Consider the following 17,981-nt stretch of genomic DNA (forward strand, 5'->3'; position numbering starts at 1 on the left):
ACGAACCGACCGCTCAGCGGGTCGCCTCGGTCATCTGCCGGAGCTCCTTCTTGAGGTCACCGATCTCGTCGCGCAGCCGCGCCGCCAGCTCGAAGTGCAGGTCGGTGGCCGCCTGGTGCATCTGGCCGGTGAGCTCCTGGATGAGGTCGGCGAGCTCCCCGGCGGCCATGTCCTGACCGCGGGTCGCCGGGCCGGAGACGGGCGCCTTGCCGCCACCCTTGCCGCGCGACTGGGTGCGCCCGGAACCGATGAGCGCGTCGGTGTCGGCGTCCTCACGGCCCAGCAGGTCGGTGATGTCGGCGATCTTCTTGCGCAGCGGCTGCGGGTCGATCCCCCGCTCCGTGTTGTAGGCGAGCTGCTTCTCGCGGCGGCGGTGGGTCTCGTCGATGGCGAAGCGCATCGAGTCGGTGACGTTGTCGGCGTACATGTGCACCTGGCCCGAGACGTTGCGGGCCGCGCGGCCGATCGTCTGGATGAGCGAGCGGGAGCTGCGCAGGAAGCCCTCCTTGTCGGCGTCGAGGATGCTCACGAGCGAGACCTCCGGCAGGTCGAGCCCCTCGCGCAGCAGGTTGATACCGACGAGGACGTCGTACTCGCCGAGCCGCAGCTCACGGAGCAGCTCGACGCGGCGCAGGGTGTCGATGTCGCTGTGCAGGTATCGGACCCGCACCCCCTTGTCGAGGAGGTAGTCGGTGAGGTCCTCGGCCATCTTCTTCGTCAGGGTCGTCACGAGGACACGCTCGTCGCGCTCGGCGCGGATGCGGATCTCGTGGAGCAGGTCGTCGATCTGCCCCTTCGTCGGCTTGAGGACGATCTCCGGGTCGATGAGGCCGGTCGGGCGGATGATCTGCTCGACGAAGCCGTCGCTCTTGGCCATCTCGTAGTCGCCGGGCGTCGCCGAGAGGTAGACCGTCTGCCCGGTCCGCTCGAGGAACTCCTCCCAGGTCAGCGGCCGGTTGTCCATGGCGCTCGGCAGCCGGAAGCCGTGGTCGACGAGCGTGCGCTTGCGCGAGGCGTCGCCCTCGTACATCGCCCCGATCTGGGGGACGGTGACGTGCGACTCGTCGATGACGAGGACGAAGTCCTCGGGGAAGTAGTCGAGCAGGCAGTTCGGCGCCGAGCCCGGGAGCCGGCCGTCGATGTGCATCGAGTAGTTCTCGATCCCCGAGCAGCTCCCGACCTGGCGCATCATCTCGATGTCGTACGTCGTGCGCATGCGCAGCCGCTGGGCCTCGAGCAGCTTGCCCTGGCTCTCGAAGAGCGCGAGCTGCTGCTCGAGCTCGGACTCGATGCCGGCGATCGCCCGCTCCATCCGCTCCGGGCCGGCGACGTAGTGGGTCGCGGGGAAGACGTACATCTCCTGCTCCTCGCGGACCACCTCGCCGGTCAGCGGGTGCAGCGTGTAGATCCGCTCGATCTCGTCGCCGAAGAGCTCGATGCGGAGCGCGTGCTCCTCGTAGACCGGGATGATCTCGATGGTGTCGCCCCGGACCCGGAAGGTGCCTCGGGTGAAGGCGAGGTCGTTGCGGGTGTACTGCATCGTGACGAACTGGCGCAGCAGGGTGTCGCGGTCGACCTCGTCGCCGACGCTCAGCCGCACCATCCGGTCGACGTACTCCTGCGGGGTGCCGAGGCCGTAGATGCAGGAGACGGACGCGACGACGACGACGTCACGCCGGGTGAGCAGGCTGTTGGTCGCCGAGTGCCGCAGCCGCTCGACCTCCTCGTTGACCGAGCTGTCCTTCTCGATGTAGGTGTCCGACTGCGGGACGTAGGCCTCGGGCTGGTAGTAGTCGTAGTAGCTGACGAAGTACTCGACCGCGTTGTTGGGCAGCAGCTCGCGGAACTCGTTGGCCAGCTGGGCGGCCAGCGTCTTGTTGGGCGCCATGACGAGCGTCGGCCGCTGGATCTGCTCGATGAGCCAGGCCGTCGTCGCCGACTTGCCGGTGCCGGTGGCGCCGAGGAGGACGATGTCCTGCTCCCCCGCGTTGACCCGCCGCGCCAGCTCGGCGATGGCCGCCGGCTGGTCACCGGCAGGCTCGAAGTCGGAGACCACGTCGAAGGGGGCCACCGTGCGCTGCAGATCTGTCACCGGACGCATACGCCCAACCTAAGGCCGGGCACCGACAGCGGTATTCCCCGGCCCCTCAGAACTCGACCGGGAAGTCCGGCCCCGCGGGCGCCGTGCCCCCGCGGATCGTGCGCCAGTGCCCGCCGGGGCCGCGCCGCAGGGTCCACGACCCCAGGCTCGCGTACGCCCCGAGGTCCGCGACGAGGCGACGGACCACCCCTTCGGCCTCGTCGTCCTCCTCGACGTCGCTCGTCGGCTCGACGAGGAAGCGCAGGTGGATCTGCGGCTGCATCCGGACGAGCTCGACAGAGCGGTCCTCGACCCGGTGGGTCCGCGCGAGGATCTCCTCGGCGGTCGGCAGGACCGACGGCGGCGAGACTCCCGGACGCGTGGCGTGGACGTCGATCGCGACACGGTAGGACGGCATCAGCCGTGCCCTGGCGCCCAGCCGGTGCTGTCCGCCCACGCCTGGGCGCGGCCCTCGATCTCGGCGAACCACGGCTCCTTGGCCTCGGCGTACTCCTCCCACCGGGGGTGCTCGGCGACGGCTCGCTCCTTGAGGGCCGCATAGTCGGCGCGGGCCGGGCCCTCCGCCCGCAGCCAGTCGCGGAAGAGCAGCGCCCAGCGCCAGCCCGGCGAGCCGACCTCGCGGACATGGAGGTGCACCATGCGCCCCGGGTCGGCCGACGTGTGGAAGCGCTTCGGCCAGAGCGAGCCGTCCTTGCTCTCGTCGCGGTCGATGTGGGCGCTGCGCGGGTACCCCAGGGCCGCCAGCGCCTCGACGAGCTCCGGGTCGTCGGCCTCCGCCATCGACGCCACCCCGAGCTGGAGGTCGATGACGTCCTTCGCGACGAGCCCGGTGACCGCGGTCGACCCGACGTGGTCCGCGGTGACGACCCGCTCCCCCAGCCCGTGCCGGATCCGGGCGATCAGCCGCTCCGCCGTCTCGGGCCAGGCCGCGTCCGGGTCGACGAGGGTCACCTCCGCCGGTCGGGCGGCCCGCCGGCCGGCCGCGAGGTTGTCGGCGAAGGGGGTGAGCCGCTCGGTCCACAGCCGGTCGACCTGGGCGAGCGTCTCGTCCGGCGTGCCGTTGTTGTCGACGACGATGTCGGCGGCGGCCCGCCGCTCCGTGTCGCTCACCTGCGCCCGCATCCGCGCGCGGGCGTCCTCCTCGGGGATCCCCCGGTGCTCGACGAGCCGACGCACGCGGGTCTCGACGTCCGTGTCGACGACGAGGACGAGGTGGTACTCCGCCCCCATCGACTTCTCGACGAGCAGCGGCATGTCGTGGACGAGCACGCGGCTGCCGGCGGCGCGCGCCTCCTCGCGCAGCCGAGCCGTGCGCTCCCAGATCGCCGGGTGCGTGATCTCCTCGAGGTCGCGCAGCGCCGCCGGGTCGCCGAAGACCACCCGGCCGAGGGCCGGCCGGTCCAGCTCACCGTCGGCCGTCAGCAGGTCCGTGCCGAAACGCTCCGCGATCCGCGCCAGCGCCGGCTCCCCCTCCGCCACGACCTCCCGGGCGATCGCGTCGGCGTCGAGGACCACGGCACCGAGCTCACGCAGCCGCGCGGCGACCGTCGACTTGCCCGACCCGATGCCTCCGGTGAGTCCGAGATGCAGCATGGGCACACCCTAGGCAACGACGAAGGGGCCCGCACCGATGACCGGTGCGGACCCCTTCGAGGGTGATCCGAGGATCAGTTGCCCGTGAGCTTCTCCCGCAGGGCGGCCAGCGCCTCGTCCGAGGCGAGCGTGCCCTCGGAGGCCGGGGCCGACGGGGTGGAGGAGCTGCTCGACGAGCTGGTGTCGCTCGAGTACGAGCTGACCGAGACACCCGAGTCGCCGGACTCGGCGGCAGCGGCGTCCTCGGCGGCCGACTTCTCGACCTGCGCGCGGTGCGCCTCCCAGCGGGCGTGCGCGTCGGCGTACTGCTTCTCCCACGCCTCCCGCTGCGCCTCGTAGCCCTCGAGCCACTCGTTGGTCTCCGGGTCGAAGCCCTCGGGGTACTTGTAGTTCCCCTTCTCGTCGTACTCGGCGGCCATGCCGTAGAGCGTCGGGTCGAACTCGGTGAGGTTCGCACCGTCCTCGTTGGCCTGCTTGAGGCTCAGCGAGATGCGGCGACGCTCGAGGTCGATGTCGATGACCTTGACGAAGATCTCGGTGCCGACGGTGACGACCTGCTCCGGCAGCTCCACGTGGCGCTCGGCCAGCTCGGAGATGTGGACGAGGCCCTCGATGCCGTCCTCGACGCGCACGAACGCACCGAAGGGGACGAGCTTGGTGACCTTGCCCGGGACGACCTGACCGATCGCGTGGGTCCGGGCGAAGTGCTGCCACGGGTCCTCCTGCGTCGCCTTGAGCGAGAGGGAGACGCGCTCGCGGTCCATGTCGACGTCGAGCACCTCGACGGTGACCTCGTCGCCGACCTCGACGACCTCACCCGGGTGGTCGATGTGCTTCCAGGACAGCTCGGAGACGTGGACGAGACCGTCGACGCCGCCAAGGTCCACGAACGCACCGAAGTTGACGATCGAGGAGACGACGCCGGAGCGGACCTGGCCCTTCTGCAGCTCCTTGAGGAAGGTGGTCCGGACCTCGGACTGCGTCTGCTCGAGCCACGCACGACGCGACAGGACGACGTTGTTGCGGTTCTTGTCGAGCTCGATGATCTTGGCCTCGATCTCCTTGCCGACGTACGGCTGGAGGTCGCGGACACGGCGCATCTCGACGAGGGAGGCCGGGAGGAAGCCACGCAGGCCGATGTCGAGGATGAGACCACCCTTGACGACCTCGATGACGGAGCCGGTGACGACGCCGTCCTCCTCCTTGATCTTCTCGATCGTGCCCCAGGCGCGCTCGTACTGCGCACGCTTCTTGGACAGGATGAGACGACCCTCCTTGTCCTCCTTCTGGAGGACGAGGGCCTCGACGGCGTCACCGACGGCGACGACCTCGCCCGGGTCGACGTCGTGCTTGATGCTCAGCTCGCGCGAGGGGATGACACCCTCGGTCTTGTAGCCGATGTCGAGAAGGACCTCGTCGCGGTCGACCTTGACGATGTAGCCCTCGACGATGTCGCCATCGTTGAAGTCCTTGATGGTCGCGTCGATGGCGGCGAGGAGGTCTTCCTGAGAACCGATGTCGTTGACAGCGATCTCGGGGGCGGTCTGGGAGACCGTGGTGGCAGTCATGTAGTAGGAGCTCCGATGCGGACAGTTCGTTGTGCGGACAGGTTGTGCTGCGATTGCGGCCAGGTGGCGATGCGCATGAGAATGCACAGGCACACGAAGCGCTCTCCGATCCTAGCGGCCCCGGGGGGTCTGTACCAAGCGGCCCCTGCGGGCGGGCCCGGACGGAGGACGGATGAGCGAAGGGGTGGCCCGGCGGGCGGCCGACGACGCGGAGAGCGTCGCGGCCAACCGCGCGTGGTGGGACCGGGAGTCCCAGGACTACTACGTGGAGCACGGCTCCTTCCTCGGCGACCGCGACCTCGTCTGGGGGCCGGAGGGATGGCACGAGCGCGAGCTGCGCTGCCTCGGCGACCGGGACCTCGCCGGCTCCGTCGTCCTGGAGTTCGGCGGCGGCGCCGCCCAGGGCGGCCGCTGGCTGGCCGACCAGGGCGCCCGGGTCGTCTCGACCGACCTCTCCCTCGGGATGCTGCGGAGGGGCCGGGAGATCGACGACCGCTCCCCCGGCCGGCCACGGCCCTCGCTCGTCCAGTGCCCGGCGCAGCGGCTCCCCTTCGCCGACGGCTCTTTCGACCTCGCCGTCTCGGCGTACGGCGCGACCCCCTTCGTCGCCGACTCCGCGGGCCTCCTGCGTGAGATCGCCCGGGTCCTGCGACCCGGGGGCCGCGTCGCCTTCTCGACGAGCCACCCGGTGCGCTGGGCCTTCCCCGACGTCCCGGGCCCTGAGGGGCTGACAGCCCACGGGTCGTACTTCGACCGCACCCCGTACGTCGAGACCGACGCGTCAGGGCGGGCGACCTACGTCGAGCACCACCGCACCCTGGGCGACCGGGTCCGCGAGATCGTCGGTGCCGGGCTGATCCTCGAGGACCTCGTCGAGCCGGAGTGGCCCGAGCGGAACCCGTCGACGTGGGGTGGCTGGTCGCCGCTGCGGGGAGAGCACCTCCCGGGCACGGCGATCTTCGTGTGCCGGCGGCCGTAGATCACGGCCGCCGGCACACGAGGGTCTCTCTCAGTCTCGGTGGATGTCCGACCGGCGACGGGTCGGCTCGTCGTCCGAGTCGAAGACGTTGAGCTCGCGGGTGTCGTCCGAGCGGGTCACCTCGTCGCGGTCGCCATCCTTCGTGCGAGCGCCACCGAGGAAGTGCAGGAGGAGGCCGCCGGCGAGAGCAAGCAGACCGAGAACCCCGGCGCCGAGCGGCACGGCCTTGCCGATGAGGGCGAGTCGACTGCCACTGTCCTTGGCCGACTCCACGTTCGCGGCGACGGTCTCCTCCGTGAACTCGAATTTGAGGTCGACCACTGTCTGACCGTCAGGCATCTTCTGGACCAGGTGCTGCTCCTGGTCCTGGATCGCGCCGGTCACCGGGTCGATCCACATCGTCTTCGTGGTGTCGTACTTGCCGGGTTCGCCGCCGATCTCGATGTCGCCGTCTTCGACGGTGTACTGGAACTTGTAGGTCTCGAGGCCGTCAATTTCCTCGACCCCCTCGAACGTGGTGTCGATCGCCTTCCCCACGTAGCTGTCCCAGAAGGGGTAGGTCTTCTGCTCAACGTCGAACGGGAACTTGTTGATCAGCCCCGACTTCTCCTCGGCGTCAGCCGGGAGGCCTTCGGCGTCGTTCACGGCCATCCCAGTCCGACGATCCGTAGCAAAGACGTCGGTCCCGGCGGACACCAGGCGGTCGTCCGGGTCCTCGGCCGAAACACAGTCGGGCGCGTTGCCGTCCGGGTCCCGGACCAGGCAGGAGGAGTTGTGGAACACCACGACATCCTTTGTGGATGCCTCAGCGTCAGCCAGGGTGGTGCTAGATGCCTTGACGGGGGTCTGAACCAGCTCGTCCCCGTCATAGAGACCGGCAGTCCCTGCCAGACGAGTCACCGAGTTCGTGTCCAGCGGGGTCCGCTTTACCTGGCTGGAGGCGTAGAAGGTCGCCAGCAGGGACAGGACGATCAGAAAGGCTCCGACGAACACGAGCACCTTGGTCAACACACTGCGCACTGGGCGGTCTCCTTGATAGCGCGGGGTGGCGGGGTCGGCTGAGGCTACCAGTGAAAGTGACCTGCTGGTAGCACTTGCAGGTCGTGTCACATCCCCCTCTTACTGACCAGTAGAGTGCCCGGATGCAGAGCAATAGGTCAGGCCCAGGACGCGACCGCGCACTGGACGGCCTGCGCGGCCTGGCCCTCATCTTGGTGGTCGTGTCCCACGGGTGGGCACTGTGGCCGACACCAGAGGTCTCTGAGACAACACCCTGGGGACAAGCCATGCGCAGCGGGAACCTCGCGGTCACCGTCTTCCTGGTGGTCGGCGGGTATCTCCTCGTCAGGGGCTTCCTGAGCTTCCCTGAGGACGCGTCGCTCTGGGACCTTGGCCGATCCACCCTGCGCCGAGTCATCCGCATCGCGGTTCCTGTGCTGGTGCTCGTGCTAGCTGTGATCGCGGTATCCGTCCTTGACGAGACCGACGAGTCCTCACCATCAACCACCCGGAAAAGCGCGTGGGCCGTTGTCACCTTCACCTGGAACTGGTACCTCCAGAACAACGCTCTAGAGGCCAGAAGTGACCTGGGGCACCTCTGGTTCGTGAGTATCTTCCTCCAGTCGACGGTCCTGTTGACCGGGCTCTACGTCGTGCTGCGCCGACGCATCTGGGCGTTTCTTCTCGTGGTCATCGCGCTCCTCGCCCTGGTTATCTGGTGGCGCGCACACCTGGCGGGCCAGGACACCGACACACTAAACATGCTCCTGCGCACGACCACCCGGACCGACGGCATGCTCTGGGGAGCGCTCCTGGCAGGTACCCAACGATGGTGGGGACAGGTGCGCAGGCCGGCCAATGCAGGCCTCCTCACGGGACTGCTGGTCCTCTTGGCCCTCATGCTGACGGTGGGCAACTCCGACGACTACTTCCGCTGGCAGGGTCAGCTCATGGTCTTGGCCACCGCGCTGTGCGTCGGCGCCCTCGTCAATGGGGCAAGCCTGTCTCGGACCGGACGAGCGCTGAGCACGTCCGTGCTTTCGTGGTTGGGCAGGAACTCACTGACCATCTATGTCTGGCACTACCCCACCTTCTTCTTCGTCGCCCGGCACACGGGCGACTGGAACTGGCCGTCCAGGACAGCAGTGGGGCTGGCCCTCACAGCTGCCCTGAGCTACGTCCTGGTGCGAAATGTGGAGCAGCCGATCGGGACATGGCTCCGGACCTGGCGGTGGACCCGCGCCTCTTCAGCGACGGCGGGTTCTGTCCCGAAGCGTATGGATCCGCTCTAGGACCTTCTGGGCCGTCTCGTCCGAGAGACCCAGCCGCCGCTTGAGACGGTCATAGACGTCAAGCGCCACGCCGTCCGCCCAGATCATGTAGCGACGTATTCCCGCACCGGGGCGCGCTCGGTACTGCGTCGCCCTCCGGACCGTCGACTCTTCCTTGGTGAAGTAGTAGAGCGCGAGCGAACGCCGCGCTTCGCCTTCGGGGCACTGCAAGCCGTCGGGGTGGCCGTGGAAGCTCTCGTCGCTCGTGGTGAAGACAAGCATCCGGTTCCCCGCAGGCGTGACCTTGCCCTCGCAACGCGTGATCGCCTTGTCCCACAGCTCCAGCTGTCCACCCCACTCTTCGGGCCATGACTCGTTGAGGTACAGGAGGATGTTCACCCGCCTAGCCCAGTTCGAGTGGTCGTGATGGGTGGAGAAGTCCGTGTGGATGTTGAGGTGTCCGCCGCGCAAGGTCTGGTGCAGCCCGCCTCCGTCCATCGACCAGTCCGGGATGAGTCCAGCGATCCCGGTCAGCTCAGACAGGTAGGCGACGAACTCGTCCGAGCAGAGCTCTTGCGCCACCGCCTTGAGGTTCGGACCCCACGACTCAGGCTCCGTGTTGGAGTACTTCGTCTCGTTGACGTGCAGGTACCCCTTCCAGAGCGGATCGTCCACGGCTGGGAATTCCGAGACTGCTGCCGCGAAGGCTTCCGGGAAGAGAACGTCATCGATAACCGTGTGCGGGTAGGGCCTCGCTCGCCGATACTCCTCGGCTGATTCCGGCAGGGCGGCACGGAGGCGTTCGAGGTCCACAAGACGAGCAGCCATGACAGCGGATCATGTCACAGACCGAGTGACGTTACCGACCGTTCAGTTACGATGCTGGCGTGCGGGGCCCCAGGTCGGGCGGCCTCGGCGATCCACGAACTTGGAGATGGCTTGAGCTCTTCCAGCATGCCCACACCGCAACGGCACAACCCTCGGATCGGTGTGCTCGTCGTCGCTTACAACGCGGAGAAGACGCTCGCTGCCACCTTGGACCGTCTCCCGGACTCGTTCCGGGACGTCGTCGACCACATCCTACTCGCCGACGATGCCAGCCAGGACGCCACGTACGAGATCGGGCGTGCGTATCAGTCAACCTCTCCCCTGCCGATGACGGTCGTGCGTCATCCGAAGAACCTAGGGTACGGCGGCAACCAAAAGGCAGGCTACGAATGGGCGATCAGTCATGGGCTCGACATCGTCGTCCTCTTGCACGGCGACGGGCAGTACGCCCCCGAGATCATCGAGGAGCTGGTCAAGCCCATCGCTGAGGGAGAGGCGGATGCCGTATTCGGATCGCGCATGATGATCAAGGGCGGCGCTCTGAAGGGCGGTATGCCGCTGTACAAGTTCGTGGGGAACCGCATCCTGACGACCGGACAGAACCGGCTGACAGGACTGCGCCTCAGCGAGTGGCACAGTGGCTACCGCGCCTACAGCGTCCCGGCCCTCGCTCAGCTGGATATGCAGCACTACTCCGACGACTTCGACTTCGATACCGAGATCATCCTGGGCCTCCACAACGCGGGTAGGACCATCGCAGAGGTGCCTATCCCGACCTACTACGGTGACGAGATCTGCCATGTGAACGGCCTCGTGTACGCCAAGAACGTGGTCCTTGACGTCCTGGCCTACCGAGCTGCACGAATGGGATTCGGGCACCGCGGTACCGCCATCGATGCGAGCGCTTATCAGCTCAAGCCATCCCCGAGCTCGTCCCACGGGGTGCTTCTGTCGTGGCTCGCCAGCAGTCCGACGAGCCTCGTCCTGGACGTCGGCTGCTCAGACGGCCGGTTCGGTGCTGCGGTACGCCAGCAGGGGCATACGGTGCACGGCGTGGACATCGTCAAGCACGACGACGTCGAGGGACGGCTCGACGGCTTCTTCGAAGGAGACCTCAGCGGAGGTCTCCCTGAGGAAACGACGGTTCTCTACGAGAGGATCGTCGCGGCCGATGTCCTGGAGCACGTGGTCGATCCGGGAGCCTTGCTCGACTCCATCGTCGAGCATCTCGCTCCCGGCGGAGAGATCATCATCTCCGTCCCGAACATCAGCCACTGGTACCCCCGCTTCAGAATCGCCGTCGGTCTCTTCGGCTATGACTCCCGAGGACCTCTCGACGAAGGCCACGTGCGCTTCTTCACGCGGCGGACGTTCGCCAAGCTGCTGAGTGACCACGGCCTGAAGATCGTCGAAGCCAGGACCGTCGGAGCGCCTGTCGACGTCGTCGATCGCGCCGGTCCCCGGACGGTGATCACCTCGATCGTCCGACGCCTGGCCGGCGTCGATCACGCCCTGGCCAGGGCGTGGCCGACGATGTTCGGGTACCAGCTTCTTTACCGGGTCCAGCGAGCGGCGTGAAAGCACACCCGCACTTCCGCGAGTACGTCATCTCGACCCTTGGGTTGGTCTGCGGCGGCGCTGTCTTCATAGCCACTCTCCTAGGGTTTGGATGGAACCCGGGCAGGACGGCCAACTCGCTGGGGTATGCCTCGAACTTCTTCGACATCCAAGGACGCGCCCTCCTGGACGGGAACCTTGCGGTTCCACCGGACTCGCTCGGGATCGAAGGATTCGTCATCGAGGGCAAGACCTACATGTACTTTCCCCCGTTCCCTGCGATCGCTCGATTGCCGATCCTCATGACGACCGACGAGTTCGACGGACGCCTGACGGTTCTCATGATGGCGCTGGCTTGGTCGCTCTTCGCTGCCATGTCCGTGCGAGTCGTCTGGCTGGCGCGATCGGTCATGGGCCGGACTGGAACGCCACGGCCTGGCGAGAGCGTTGCGCTTGGGGGCCTTATTGCTGCGATCACAGGTGGAACGGTCCTCACCTTCGACGCAGCACTTCCTTGGGTCTACCACGAGGTGTACCTCTGGGCCGCCGCCTTCTTCATGTTGGCGGCTGTGTGGTTGGTGCGATTCGCCATCCGACCGACGGTGCTCGCCGCTGCTTGGGTAGGAGCGGCAGCGCTCGGGGCAGTGCTGACCAGAACGACCGGTGGCTTCGCCCTGGCGATCGTCTGCCTCTCCTACGGGAGCTTTCTCTGGCTCCGCAGCGGTGCTGCCAGCCGGGTTCCAGCACTCTCCCTTATCTTGGCTGGTGCCGTACCGATCTCTGCCTCCGTCCTGCTCAACCAGGTCAAGTTCGGGCATCCTTACCTCTTCCCCCTCGAGCACCAGGTGTTCTCGTCGGTCAACGAGCATCGTCGTCTCGCCCTGGAGAGCAACGGAGGGACTATCACCGGGCCGCAGTTCATCCCAAGCACGACAGCGGCATACCTGAGACCCGATGGAATCCGTTTTACGGAGCACTTTCCATGGGTGTCGCTCCCCGCCCGTCCCGCCCACCCTGTCGGCGAGGTCATCCTCGATCAGACCTATCGGACCGGCTCCGTACCTGCGTTCATGCCCCTGCTCACGCTGCTGACGCTGATCGCTGTGCTGATGATCCCGGTGCTGCTCCGTCGTCGCCGTACTCGAAGCCTGCTGCTGCCCATGCTCGCAGGGGGCCTCCTCGTCGGCCCGGTCCTTATGTACGGGTACATCACACACCGCTACACGAGCGAGTTCGTGCCGCTCTTGGCGATCGGCAGCGCGGTGGGCCTGTGCGGAATCTGGTCATGCTTGGAGGCGCGCCACCGACTGATCCCTCTGGCTGCTGCCGGGATAGTCGTCGTGAGTGCAGCTGCGAGCCTCGCCTTCCAGGCCTTGACCGGATATCAGGCCGCGGTCTTCGGTGAGCGCGGTCCGGCTCTTCAGGAGTACGTTTCTCGACAGCTAGACCTCCCGGGCGCCGCCTCGCTGACACAGCAGATCGTCCGCGCTGAGACCCTTCCCGAGCAGGGGAGGACTGACTCCTTGCTGGTACAGGGCGACTGCGACGCCTTGTACGTCAATACCGGCGATACCTACGACCACTGGGTTCTGGTCGAGCAGCGACCGCAGGTCGTCGGCCTGACGCTGAAGGACAGGTACCGGGTCGGGAGGGTTCCGCTGTTCCGGATCGAGGGCCCCGCCGTACGACAGGTGGCTATCGAGCTAACCGAGGGTCGGCTAGCGCGTTTCGTCGTCACTGCGAGAGACGGGGAGGTGCCGGGCCCGTGGTTCACGATGTACGAGGGATCTGAGGTACGGCTTGGGTTGGGCATCCGCTCGGACCTGGGCTACGCGCAGATCACCAGCACCCCTGGGGGCCACGTGGCGTTCGTGCCTTGGGCCACCTACGACCCCGACACCTGGATCACCCGGCCAGGAAGCATCACCGCACTCGACAACCAGGAACTCGCAAGTCGACGGGGCTTGCGGGTACAGGATCGCACCGGCGTGCCACTTCCCTTGTGCCAGCGAGTCCTCGCTGCCGCCCAGAATTAGCGTGAAGATCCTCTTCCTCGCCTGGCGAGATGTGCGTCATCCCGAGGCGGGTGGCTCGGAGCGGTATGTCCAGACCCTCGCCAGCCAACTGGTGCAGCGCGGACATCACGTGACGGTTCGCTCTCCCCGTTACCCGGGTGCGCCCGCCGTCGAGATCATTGATGGCGTCCGGCATGAACGCGCCGGCGGCCGTCTGACCGTATACGCGAGAAGTTTCGTCCGAGCAGCTGTCGCAGACCCAGACACGGTGATCGTGGATGTCTGCAACGGGCTGCCCTTCTGGGCCGGATTGCTCCCGGGACGGCCGGTTGTCCTTCTCGTCCACCATGTGCACCGAGCTCAGTGGCAGATGATCTACCCGGGACTTGTCGGAAGAGCGGGTTGGTTCATCGAGGCCCGGCTGGCACCCACGGTGTATCGCCATGGCGTTGCGGTCGCTGTTTCGGACTCAACCCGGCGAGATCTTGAAGAACTCGGCTACGAAGCTGACCGAGTGCACGTTGTCCGCAATGCTCCCCTGTCTCGAGCCCGCCCAGCCACGAGGCGCACGGATGAGCGTGAGGCGCGTCTGGTGGTTCTGGGACGGCTCGTGCCCCACAAGCAGATCGAGCACGCCCTGCATGTCGTGGCTGCACTGGCGCCGAGGTTTCCGGGCATGACGTTGGACATCGTGGGAGACGGCTGGTGGCGCGATCGGCTCGTGGCGCACGCTCGTCAGCTCGGCATCGGCAGTCGGGTCCATTTCCACGGGTTCGTCAGCGAAGATACGAAGTGGGAACTCCTCGAGCAGGCGAGTGTGATGATCATGCCGTCCGCCAAAGAGGGATGGTGCTTGGCAGTCTCCGAGGCTGGCTTGTGCGAGACGCCGACCATCGGCTACCGGAGCAGCGGAGGACTGACCGAGTCAGTCGTCGACGGGGAGACCGGCTGGATCGTCGATGACCTGGGCGAGATGGTGACCATCATTGAGTCGGCCCTGCACGATCCCGACCTGATCCTTGAGCTTGGGCGAGCAGCTAGAGAGTACGCCGAACTCCTGGACGCGACACTTTCGGCCCAGGAGTTCGAGGGTGTGCTTGAGCGGGCGCTCAGCGCTCGCCGTAGGTGATCACCGGCTGGTCTGCCGGGTTCTCATCCGGCGCGCCGATTGTCGCCGTCACGAGGCCGAACAGGCTCATAGTCGCCAGGAGGGCACCAGCAACCGCGGGCGCAACGATGTTTGCAATCATCAAGGATCCTTTCCCTTACTCACGAGTCTACCAGGGAGTGACTGCCAGGCACCACGAACGAGCCGCGACCCGCCGAGGAGCAGGAATCCCGCAATCAGGACGTCAAGAGCGACCAGCAGGGCGTAAGCCGTAGGCGAGCTGTCCGGCGCGAGGTTCGGCTTCTCTCGCAGGCGCCACAACTCCAGGAAGTCCCCCCGGAAGACGAGGTCCGCGCCGGGGACGTATCTGGCACGGTCAGCATCGTCGGCGTATACCAGGACGTGGGAGATGCCTAGAGCAGCGAGGCCACCTGCCCAGCGGCCCGGACTCTCCTGAAGAACCTGCCCGACCGCCTCAGCGCGCGGGTTCTCACCTTCCACGGCGATGTCTCCGACGAGAAGGGAACCGGAGCCCACGACGTCGATATCGAACCAGCGAGAGGCTGGGTCGTACACGGGGCGACCATGCGACCACGAGAACTCCCGGTACGACCGCCATGGTGTCGTGACCAGGCTGCCGGGCGCTCCATCCACCAGACGCGCGACACGGTCGAAATCCGTCGGGTAGGCCACCGGAGCAAGGGTGCGCCAGACCACGGGCGTTCCGTCAGGCACCAGCACGATCGGCAGGACCAGGGTGACGGCAGCGACAGTCGTGCTGAGGACCTGAAGTTGCCGTGACGTCCAGCCGAGCAGCAGGTCGGAGGTCTTGGCGACCGCGAGCACCGCCGGAACGACGAACCACGCGAGCCACTTCTGCGAGTCGCGGAGGAGTCCTGTGCCGGGGACTGTTTCGATCATCCACGCGAGGCCCCTGGCACCCAAGGGGAACGAGCTGATCGATGCGAGCGCCAGTCCGGCAAGGCCCAAGAGTGCCAGCGGCATGGTGTGTGGCCATCGGTCGCGAGACCGAACTGCGTGCACCATGACCGTCAGGATGCTGAGCACGATCACGGCTGACGTGAGATGGCCGTACAGCCCAGCGCGACTCCCCGGCACGCTCAGTCGGTCCCAGACCCCGCCGAGACCGAGGAGGGTCCAGAGCACGCCACCCGGGCGCTCGCTCCGGGCTGCGAACGCGGCGACGCCCTCGGGGTCTGAGAACGCTCCCGCGCTGCTGAGGAGTCCGGGGATGACCCACGGTAGTTGTGCGACAAGCGCCATGGCGCGAACGATCCAGCGGTCCGGATCGCGCCACAACATCACGACAGCGGCAACTCCTGTCAGCAGTCCACCTGTCGGCGTCAAGGCACCCAGACCAATCCAAGGCCCGACAGCTCGACCGCGCCCCCCAGACAGACGCCAGGTCGTCAGCGCTTGCGCGACGCAGCCCCACAGCCCTGCGTAGCCAAGCAGGAGCGCCCACTGCCCCAGCGCGAGGCGCTCGATGACAAACGGGTTCCATACCGCCAGGACGGTGCAGAGCACTCGTGGCAGGAGAGGCAGGTGGCGTGCGGCTCGACCGGCCGCCAGAGCGGCGAGACAGAGACCCCCGACCACCGCGAGACGAGAGAGGATCTCACCCCCGGTCACTGTGTCGAGAATTGCTACCACCGCGTCGAGGGGGACTGCTCTCGGAGCATCGGACGTCAGACCTACGGCCTGCGGGCTCAACGGCAGGTCAGGGGTGAAGACCATGTCCTTGGCCAACGGGTAGCCTCGGTCGGCAAGCAACGGCCACGTGAGAAGTGCGACCGTGAGCATGGCGGCGCCCATAACGACCGCCGTGTCTCGGGTCGCGCGCCACGTACCTGAGCTCACCAGAGTCCCCTCTCGGCCGTGCGTTGATTACGCAAGGAAGGAGTCAACCATGCCTTCGTCGCGAGCTATCCCAAGCTTCGAGGAGGCATGGCCGCGCATCGCGGAAATCCCCGGATGGCTGACTCTTGATCAAGCCCGCGAGCTGTTCAGGCTCGCGCGAGAGGGCGCCACGGACATCGTCGAGATCGGCTCCCACCAGGGGAGATCTACCGTGACCTTGGCGCTAGCAGGCGATGGCCGGGTCACTGCCGTCGATCCCTTCATCACCGCAAGGCTGTTCGCCGGACCGAGTGTTCGATCCTTGCTGCTGCGCAACCTCGCGGCGGCGGGCGTGCGTGAACGGGTGGACGTGGTGACCACCACAAGCGCAGACGCATTCTCGCGCTGGCCCTCCTCCAGAACCGTCGACCTTGTGTACGTCGACGGGAAGCATGATGTCGCAAGCCTGCTCCGTGACCTTCGATGGGCCGTGCACGTGCGGCCGGGCGGCTACGTCGTCGTCCACGACGCCTTCTCCTCCGTGGGCGTGACTGTTGGGATGCTCCTCCTGCTTCCGGTGGCCCGGCGGCTTGCACTCACCCATCGAGTTGGTTCGTTGGCGGTGCTGAGAGTGCGTCCGCCCACCTTGCGCGAAAGGTTGCGCATCGTCATTCACCTCCCCTGGTTCACCCGAAACGTGATGATCAAGCTCCTCCTGCGAGCCGGGTTGACCAACGTCACAGCCAGGCTGGGACACACCGGCATCTACGATCCCTACTGATAAGTAGACTCTGCTGGTGCTTCATCGTCTGCGTGGGCTAGCCAGATCGGCCATCATCGCCGGCGGCGTCATGATCATGAACATCACCACCTACGGCCTGACACTGGTGGCAGCACGGGCGTTGGGGCCGGAGGACTTCGGTGAGTTCTCGGCCGTCCTGGGCGCACTCATCATCCTCAACGTGTTGTCCCTCGGACTGCAGTCCACCGCAGCGCGCAGGATCGCCCACCATCCCGGAGCCCAGGCTGAGACCACCCTGCAGGTCCTCCGGGTGACATTGCTCTGCGCTGTGGGCGTCGGCGCGATCGGCGCCGCCCTCGCGCCATTGACCGCTCGGGTGCTAGAACTCCAGTCACCGCTCACCGCGGTGGCGTTGGCGATCGCCGCAGCGCTCCTCACCGTGATGGGCGGAGTGGCCGGGGTCCTCCAGGGGGAGGAGCGATGGCTTCCCCTGGGGCTCGTCTACACCTCGATGGGGGTGTCTCGTCTCCTAGTCGGCATTGGTGCAGTGCTCATTGCGTCCACGGCCTTGAGCCTCGCAGCGGCCGTCGCCGCTGCGGCAGCGGTCCCAGTCGCTGTCGGCTTCACGGCGCTGCGCAGGACAGGAACCGTAGGGGCGCGTTCCCCTGAGGGCGCCGAGCCCGACGACCTGCCTGAGCACAGCCTTTGGCGGGAGGTTGCCCATAACTCCCACGCCCTCCTGGCCTTCTTCACGCTGTCCAACATGGACATCGTCGTGGCACGGTCCTTGATCCCGGACGGGGAGGCAGGCTTGTACGCAGCTGGGCTGATCCTCACCAAGGCGGTGCTGTTCTTCCCGCAGTTTGTCGTGGTCGTAGCTTTCCCGAAGATGGTTAAGAGGGCTGCTGGCCGTCGGACAGACATTCTTGGTCTCTCCGTCGTCGGCCTCCTCGGACTCTGTGCAACAACCCTGGTCGCTCTGGCCCTCCCCCTGGCGCTCGAGTTCGTGGGGGGCGGCCAATATCATGAGATCGAGAGGAGTTTGCCCCTCTTCGCCATGGTTGGCACGGTGCTGGCCATGACCCAGCTCCTGGTCTACAGCGCCATCGCTGGTAGGCACCCTCGCGCAGTGTGGCTGCTCTGGGCTGGAGCGCTGGCCTTCCTCGCGCTCGCTACGACCGCAGACACGGCACTGGAGCTGCTGCACAGCAAGCTTGCTCTTGATGTCGGGCTGCTCCTCGTCCTCGCCGGCTATGTCCTCACCGCACCGAAGCCTGAGGTAGAGGCGCACACCTACGATCCCGTGCTGATCGAGGACACCGCATCTCCAGAGCAGCCGCCTGTCCGGTAGAGGTATGGC

15 protein-coding genes are annotated in these 17,981 nt (G+C 66.9%); 7 read left to right on the top strand and 8 right to left on the bottom strand.

Features of this window, described 5'->3' with window-relative positions; genetic code table 11:
* Window positions 1–13 precede the first annotated feature (13 nt).
* The 4 genes from uvrB to rpsA form a co-directional block, all read right to left on the bottom strand.
* Window positions 14–2,101 (bottom strand): excinuclease ABC subunit UvrB, encoded by a 2,088-nt coding sequence (gene uvrB, locus JNO54_RS10055; protein WP_204143779.1) that lies wholly within the window; start codon window positions 2,099–2,101, stop codon window positions 14–16.
* A 46-nt stretch (window positions 2,102–2,147) separates the two neighbouring features.
* Window positions 2,148–2,498, bottom strand: coding sequence for a hypothetical protein (locus JNO54_RS10060; protein ID WP_204143780.1), 351 nt, complete (start codon window positions 2,496–2,498; stop codon window positions 2,148–2,150).
* Complete coding sequence (coaE, locus tag JNO54_RS10065; RefSeq protein WP_204143781.1) at window positions 2,498–3,694, bottom strand: dephospho-CoA kinase; 1,197 nt, start codon at window positions 3,692–3,694, stop codon at window positions 2,498–2,500. Before coaE ends, JNO54_RS10060 begins: the two co-directional genes overlap by 1 nt.
* 74 nt (window positions 3,695–3,768) lie before the next feature.
* Complete coding sequence (gene rpsA, locus JNO54_RS10070) at window positions 3,769–5,262, bottom strand: 30S ribosomal protein S1 (protein WP_204143782.1); 1,494 nt, start codon at window positions 5,260–5,262, stop codon at window positions 3,769–3,771.
* Between the two features lie 172 nt (window positions 5,263–5,434).
* Here rpsA and JNO54_RS10075 point away from each other — a divergent pair, with 172 nt between their 5' ends.
* On the top strand, window positions 5,435–6,241 hold the full coding sequence (locus JNO54_RS10075) for a class I SAM-dependent methyltransferase (protein ID WP_204143783.1): 807 nt from the start codon (window positions 5,435–5,437) through the stop codon (window positions 6,239–6,241).
* A gap of 30 nt (window positions 6,242–6,271) precedes the next feature.
* On the opposite strand, the gene pgfA is transcribed toward JNO54_RS10075, so the two are convergent.
* Complete coding sequence (gene pgfA, locus JNO54_RS10080; RefSeq protein ID WP_204143784.1) at window positions 6,272–7,252, bottom strand: cell envelope lipid trafficking protein PgfA; 981 nt, start codon at window positions 7,250–7,252, stop codon at window positions 6,272–6,274.
* Window positions 7,253–7,383: 131 nt separating this feature from the next.
* Between pgfA and JNO54_RS10085 the strand changes: the two genes are divergently transcribed.
* Window positions 7,384–8,532 carry an acyltransferase family protein gene (locus tag JNO54_RS10085; protein ID WP_204143785.1) on the top strand — a complete coding sequence of 383 codons (1,149 nt, stop codon included), beginning with the start codon at window positions 7,384–7,386 and terminating at the stop codon, window positions 8,530–8,532.
* Here the strand turns inward: JNO54_RS10085 and JNO54_RS10090 are convergent.
* Window positions 8,488–9,339 (bottom strand): 2OG-Fe(II) oxygenase, encoded by an 852-nt coding sequence (locus tag JNO54_RS10090; protein WP_204143786.1) that lies wholly within the window; start codon window positions 9,337–9,339, stop codon window positions 8,488–8,490. The genes JNO54_RS10085 and JNO54_RS10090 overlap by 45 nt on opposite strands.
* 162 nt (window positions 9,340–9,501) lie before the next feature.
* Between JNO54_RS10090 and JNO54_RS10095 the strand changes: the two genes are divergently transcribed.
* The 3 genes from JNO54_RS10095 to JNO54_RS10105 are packed head-to-tail and all read left to right on the top strand — an operon-like array spanning window position 9,502 to window position 14,040.
* Entirely contained in the window at window positions 9,502–10,917 is a 1,416-nt protein-coding gene (locus JNO54_RS10095) for a bifunctional glycosyltransferase/class I SAM-dependent methyltransferase (RefSeq protein ID WP_307818160.1), read from the top strand.
* The gene (locus JNO54_RS15000; protein WP_204143787.1) at window positions 10,914–12,932 is read left to right on the top strand and encodes a hypothetical protein; all 2,019 of its coding nucleotides are present in this window, start codon (window positions 10,914–10,916) and stop codon (window positions 12,930–12,932) included. Before JNO54_RS10095 ends, JNO54_RS15000 begins: the two co-directional genes overlap by 4 nt.
* A 1-nt stretch (window position 12,933) precedes the next feature.
* Window positions 12,934–14,040 (top strand): glycosyltransferase family 4 protein, encoded by a 1,107-nt coding sequence (locus JNO54_RS10105; protein WP_204143788.1) that lies wholly within the window; start codon window positions 12,934–12,936, stop codon window positions 14,038–14,040.
* On the opposite strand, the gene JNO54_RS10110 is transcribed toward JNO54_RS10105, so the two are convergent.
* Both JNO54_RS10110 and JNO54_RS10115 read right to left on the bottom strand, forming a co-directional pair.
* Window positions 14,021–14,161: a hypothetical protein gene (locus tag JNO54_RS10110; RefSeq protein ID WP_204143789.1), complete on the bottom strand. Its 141-nt coding sequence runs from the start codon at window positions 14,159–14,161 to the stop codon at window positions 14,021–14,023. The two genes, JNO54_RS10105 and JNO54_RS10110, sit on opposite strands and share 20 nt — an antisense overlap.
* A complete protein-coding gene (locus tag JNO54_RS10115; RefSeq protein WP_204143790.1) occupies window positions 14,161–15,843 on the bottom strand; it encodes an MmpA family trehalose lipid delivery protein in 1,683 nt (560 codons plus the stop codon). The genes JNO54_RS10110 and JNO54_RS10115 overlap by 1 nt, the downstream gene beginning before the upstream one ends.
* Window positions 15,844–15,949: 106 nt before the next feature.
* Between JNO54_RS10115 and JNO54_RS10120 the strand changes: the two genes are divergently transcribed.
* Together JNO54_RS10120 and JNO54_RS10125 are read left to right on the top strand one after the other, a co-directional pair.
* Window positions 15,950–16,660, top strand: a complete 711-nt coding sequence (locus JNO54_RS10120; protein WP_204143791.1) for a class I SAM-dependent methyltransferase — start codon at window positions 15,950–15,952, stop codon at window positions 16,658–16,660.
* 16 nt (window positions 16,661–16,676) lie between these two features.
* Complete coding sequence (locus JNO54_RS10125; RefSeq protein ID WP_204143792.1) at window positions 16,677–17,972, top strand: lipopolysaccharide biosynthesis protein; 1,296 nt, start codon at window positions 16,677–16,679, stop codon at window positions 17,970–17,972.
* The last annotated feature ends 9 nt before the right edge of the window (window positions 17,973–17,981 follow it).

This window comes from Janibacter endophyticus (assembly GCF_016888335.1).
Classification (GTDB): Bacteria; Actinomycetota; Actinomycetes; order Actinomycetales; family Dermatophilaceae; genus Marihabitans; species Marihabitans endophyticum.

Coding starts and splice junctions, on each gene's coding strand:
- uvrB (WP_204143779.1), bottom strand. CDS start 2,101: ATGCGTCCGGTGACAGATCTGCAGCGCACGGTGGCCCCCTTCGACGTG.
- JNO54_RS10060 (WP_204143780.1), bottom strand. CDS start 2,498: ATGCCGTCCTACCGTGTCGCGATCGACGTCCACGCCACGCGTCCGGGA.
- coaE (WP_204143781.1), bottom strand. CDS start 3,694: ATGCTGCATCTCGGACTCACCGGAGGCATCGGGTCGGGCAAGTCGACG.
- rpsA (WP_204143782.1), bottom strand. CDS start 5,262: ATGACTGCCACCACGGTCTCCCAGACCGCCCCCGAGATCGCTGTCAAC.
- JNO54_RS10075 (WP_204143783.1), top strand. CDS start 5,435: ATGAGCGAAGGGGTGGCCCGGCGGGCGGCCGACGACGCGGAGAGCGTC.
- JNO54_RS10085 (WP_204143785.1), top strand. CDS start 7,384: ATGCAGAGCAATAGGTCAGGCCCAGGACGCGACCGCGCACTGGACGGC.
- JNO54_RS10090 (WP_204143786.1), bottom strand. CDS start 9,339: ATGGCTGCTCGTCTTGTGGACCTCGAACGCCTCCGTGCCGCCCTGCCG.
- JNO54_RS10110 (WP_204143789.1), bottom strand. CDS start 14,161: ATGATTGCAAACATCGTTGCGCCCGCGGTTGCTGGTGCCCTCCTGGCG.
- JNO54_RS10115 (WP_204143790.1), bottom strand. CDS start 15,843: ATGCTCACGGTCGCACTTCTCACGTGGCCGTTGCTTGCCGACCGAGGC.
- JNO54_RS10120 (WP_204143791.1), top strand. CDS start 15,950: ATGCCTTCGTCGCGAGCTATCCCAAGCTTCGAGGAGGCATGGCCGCGC.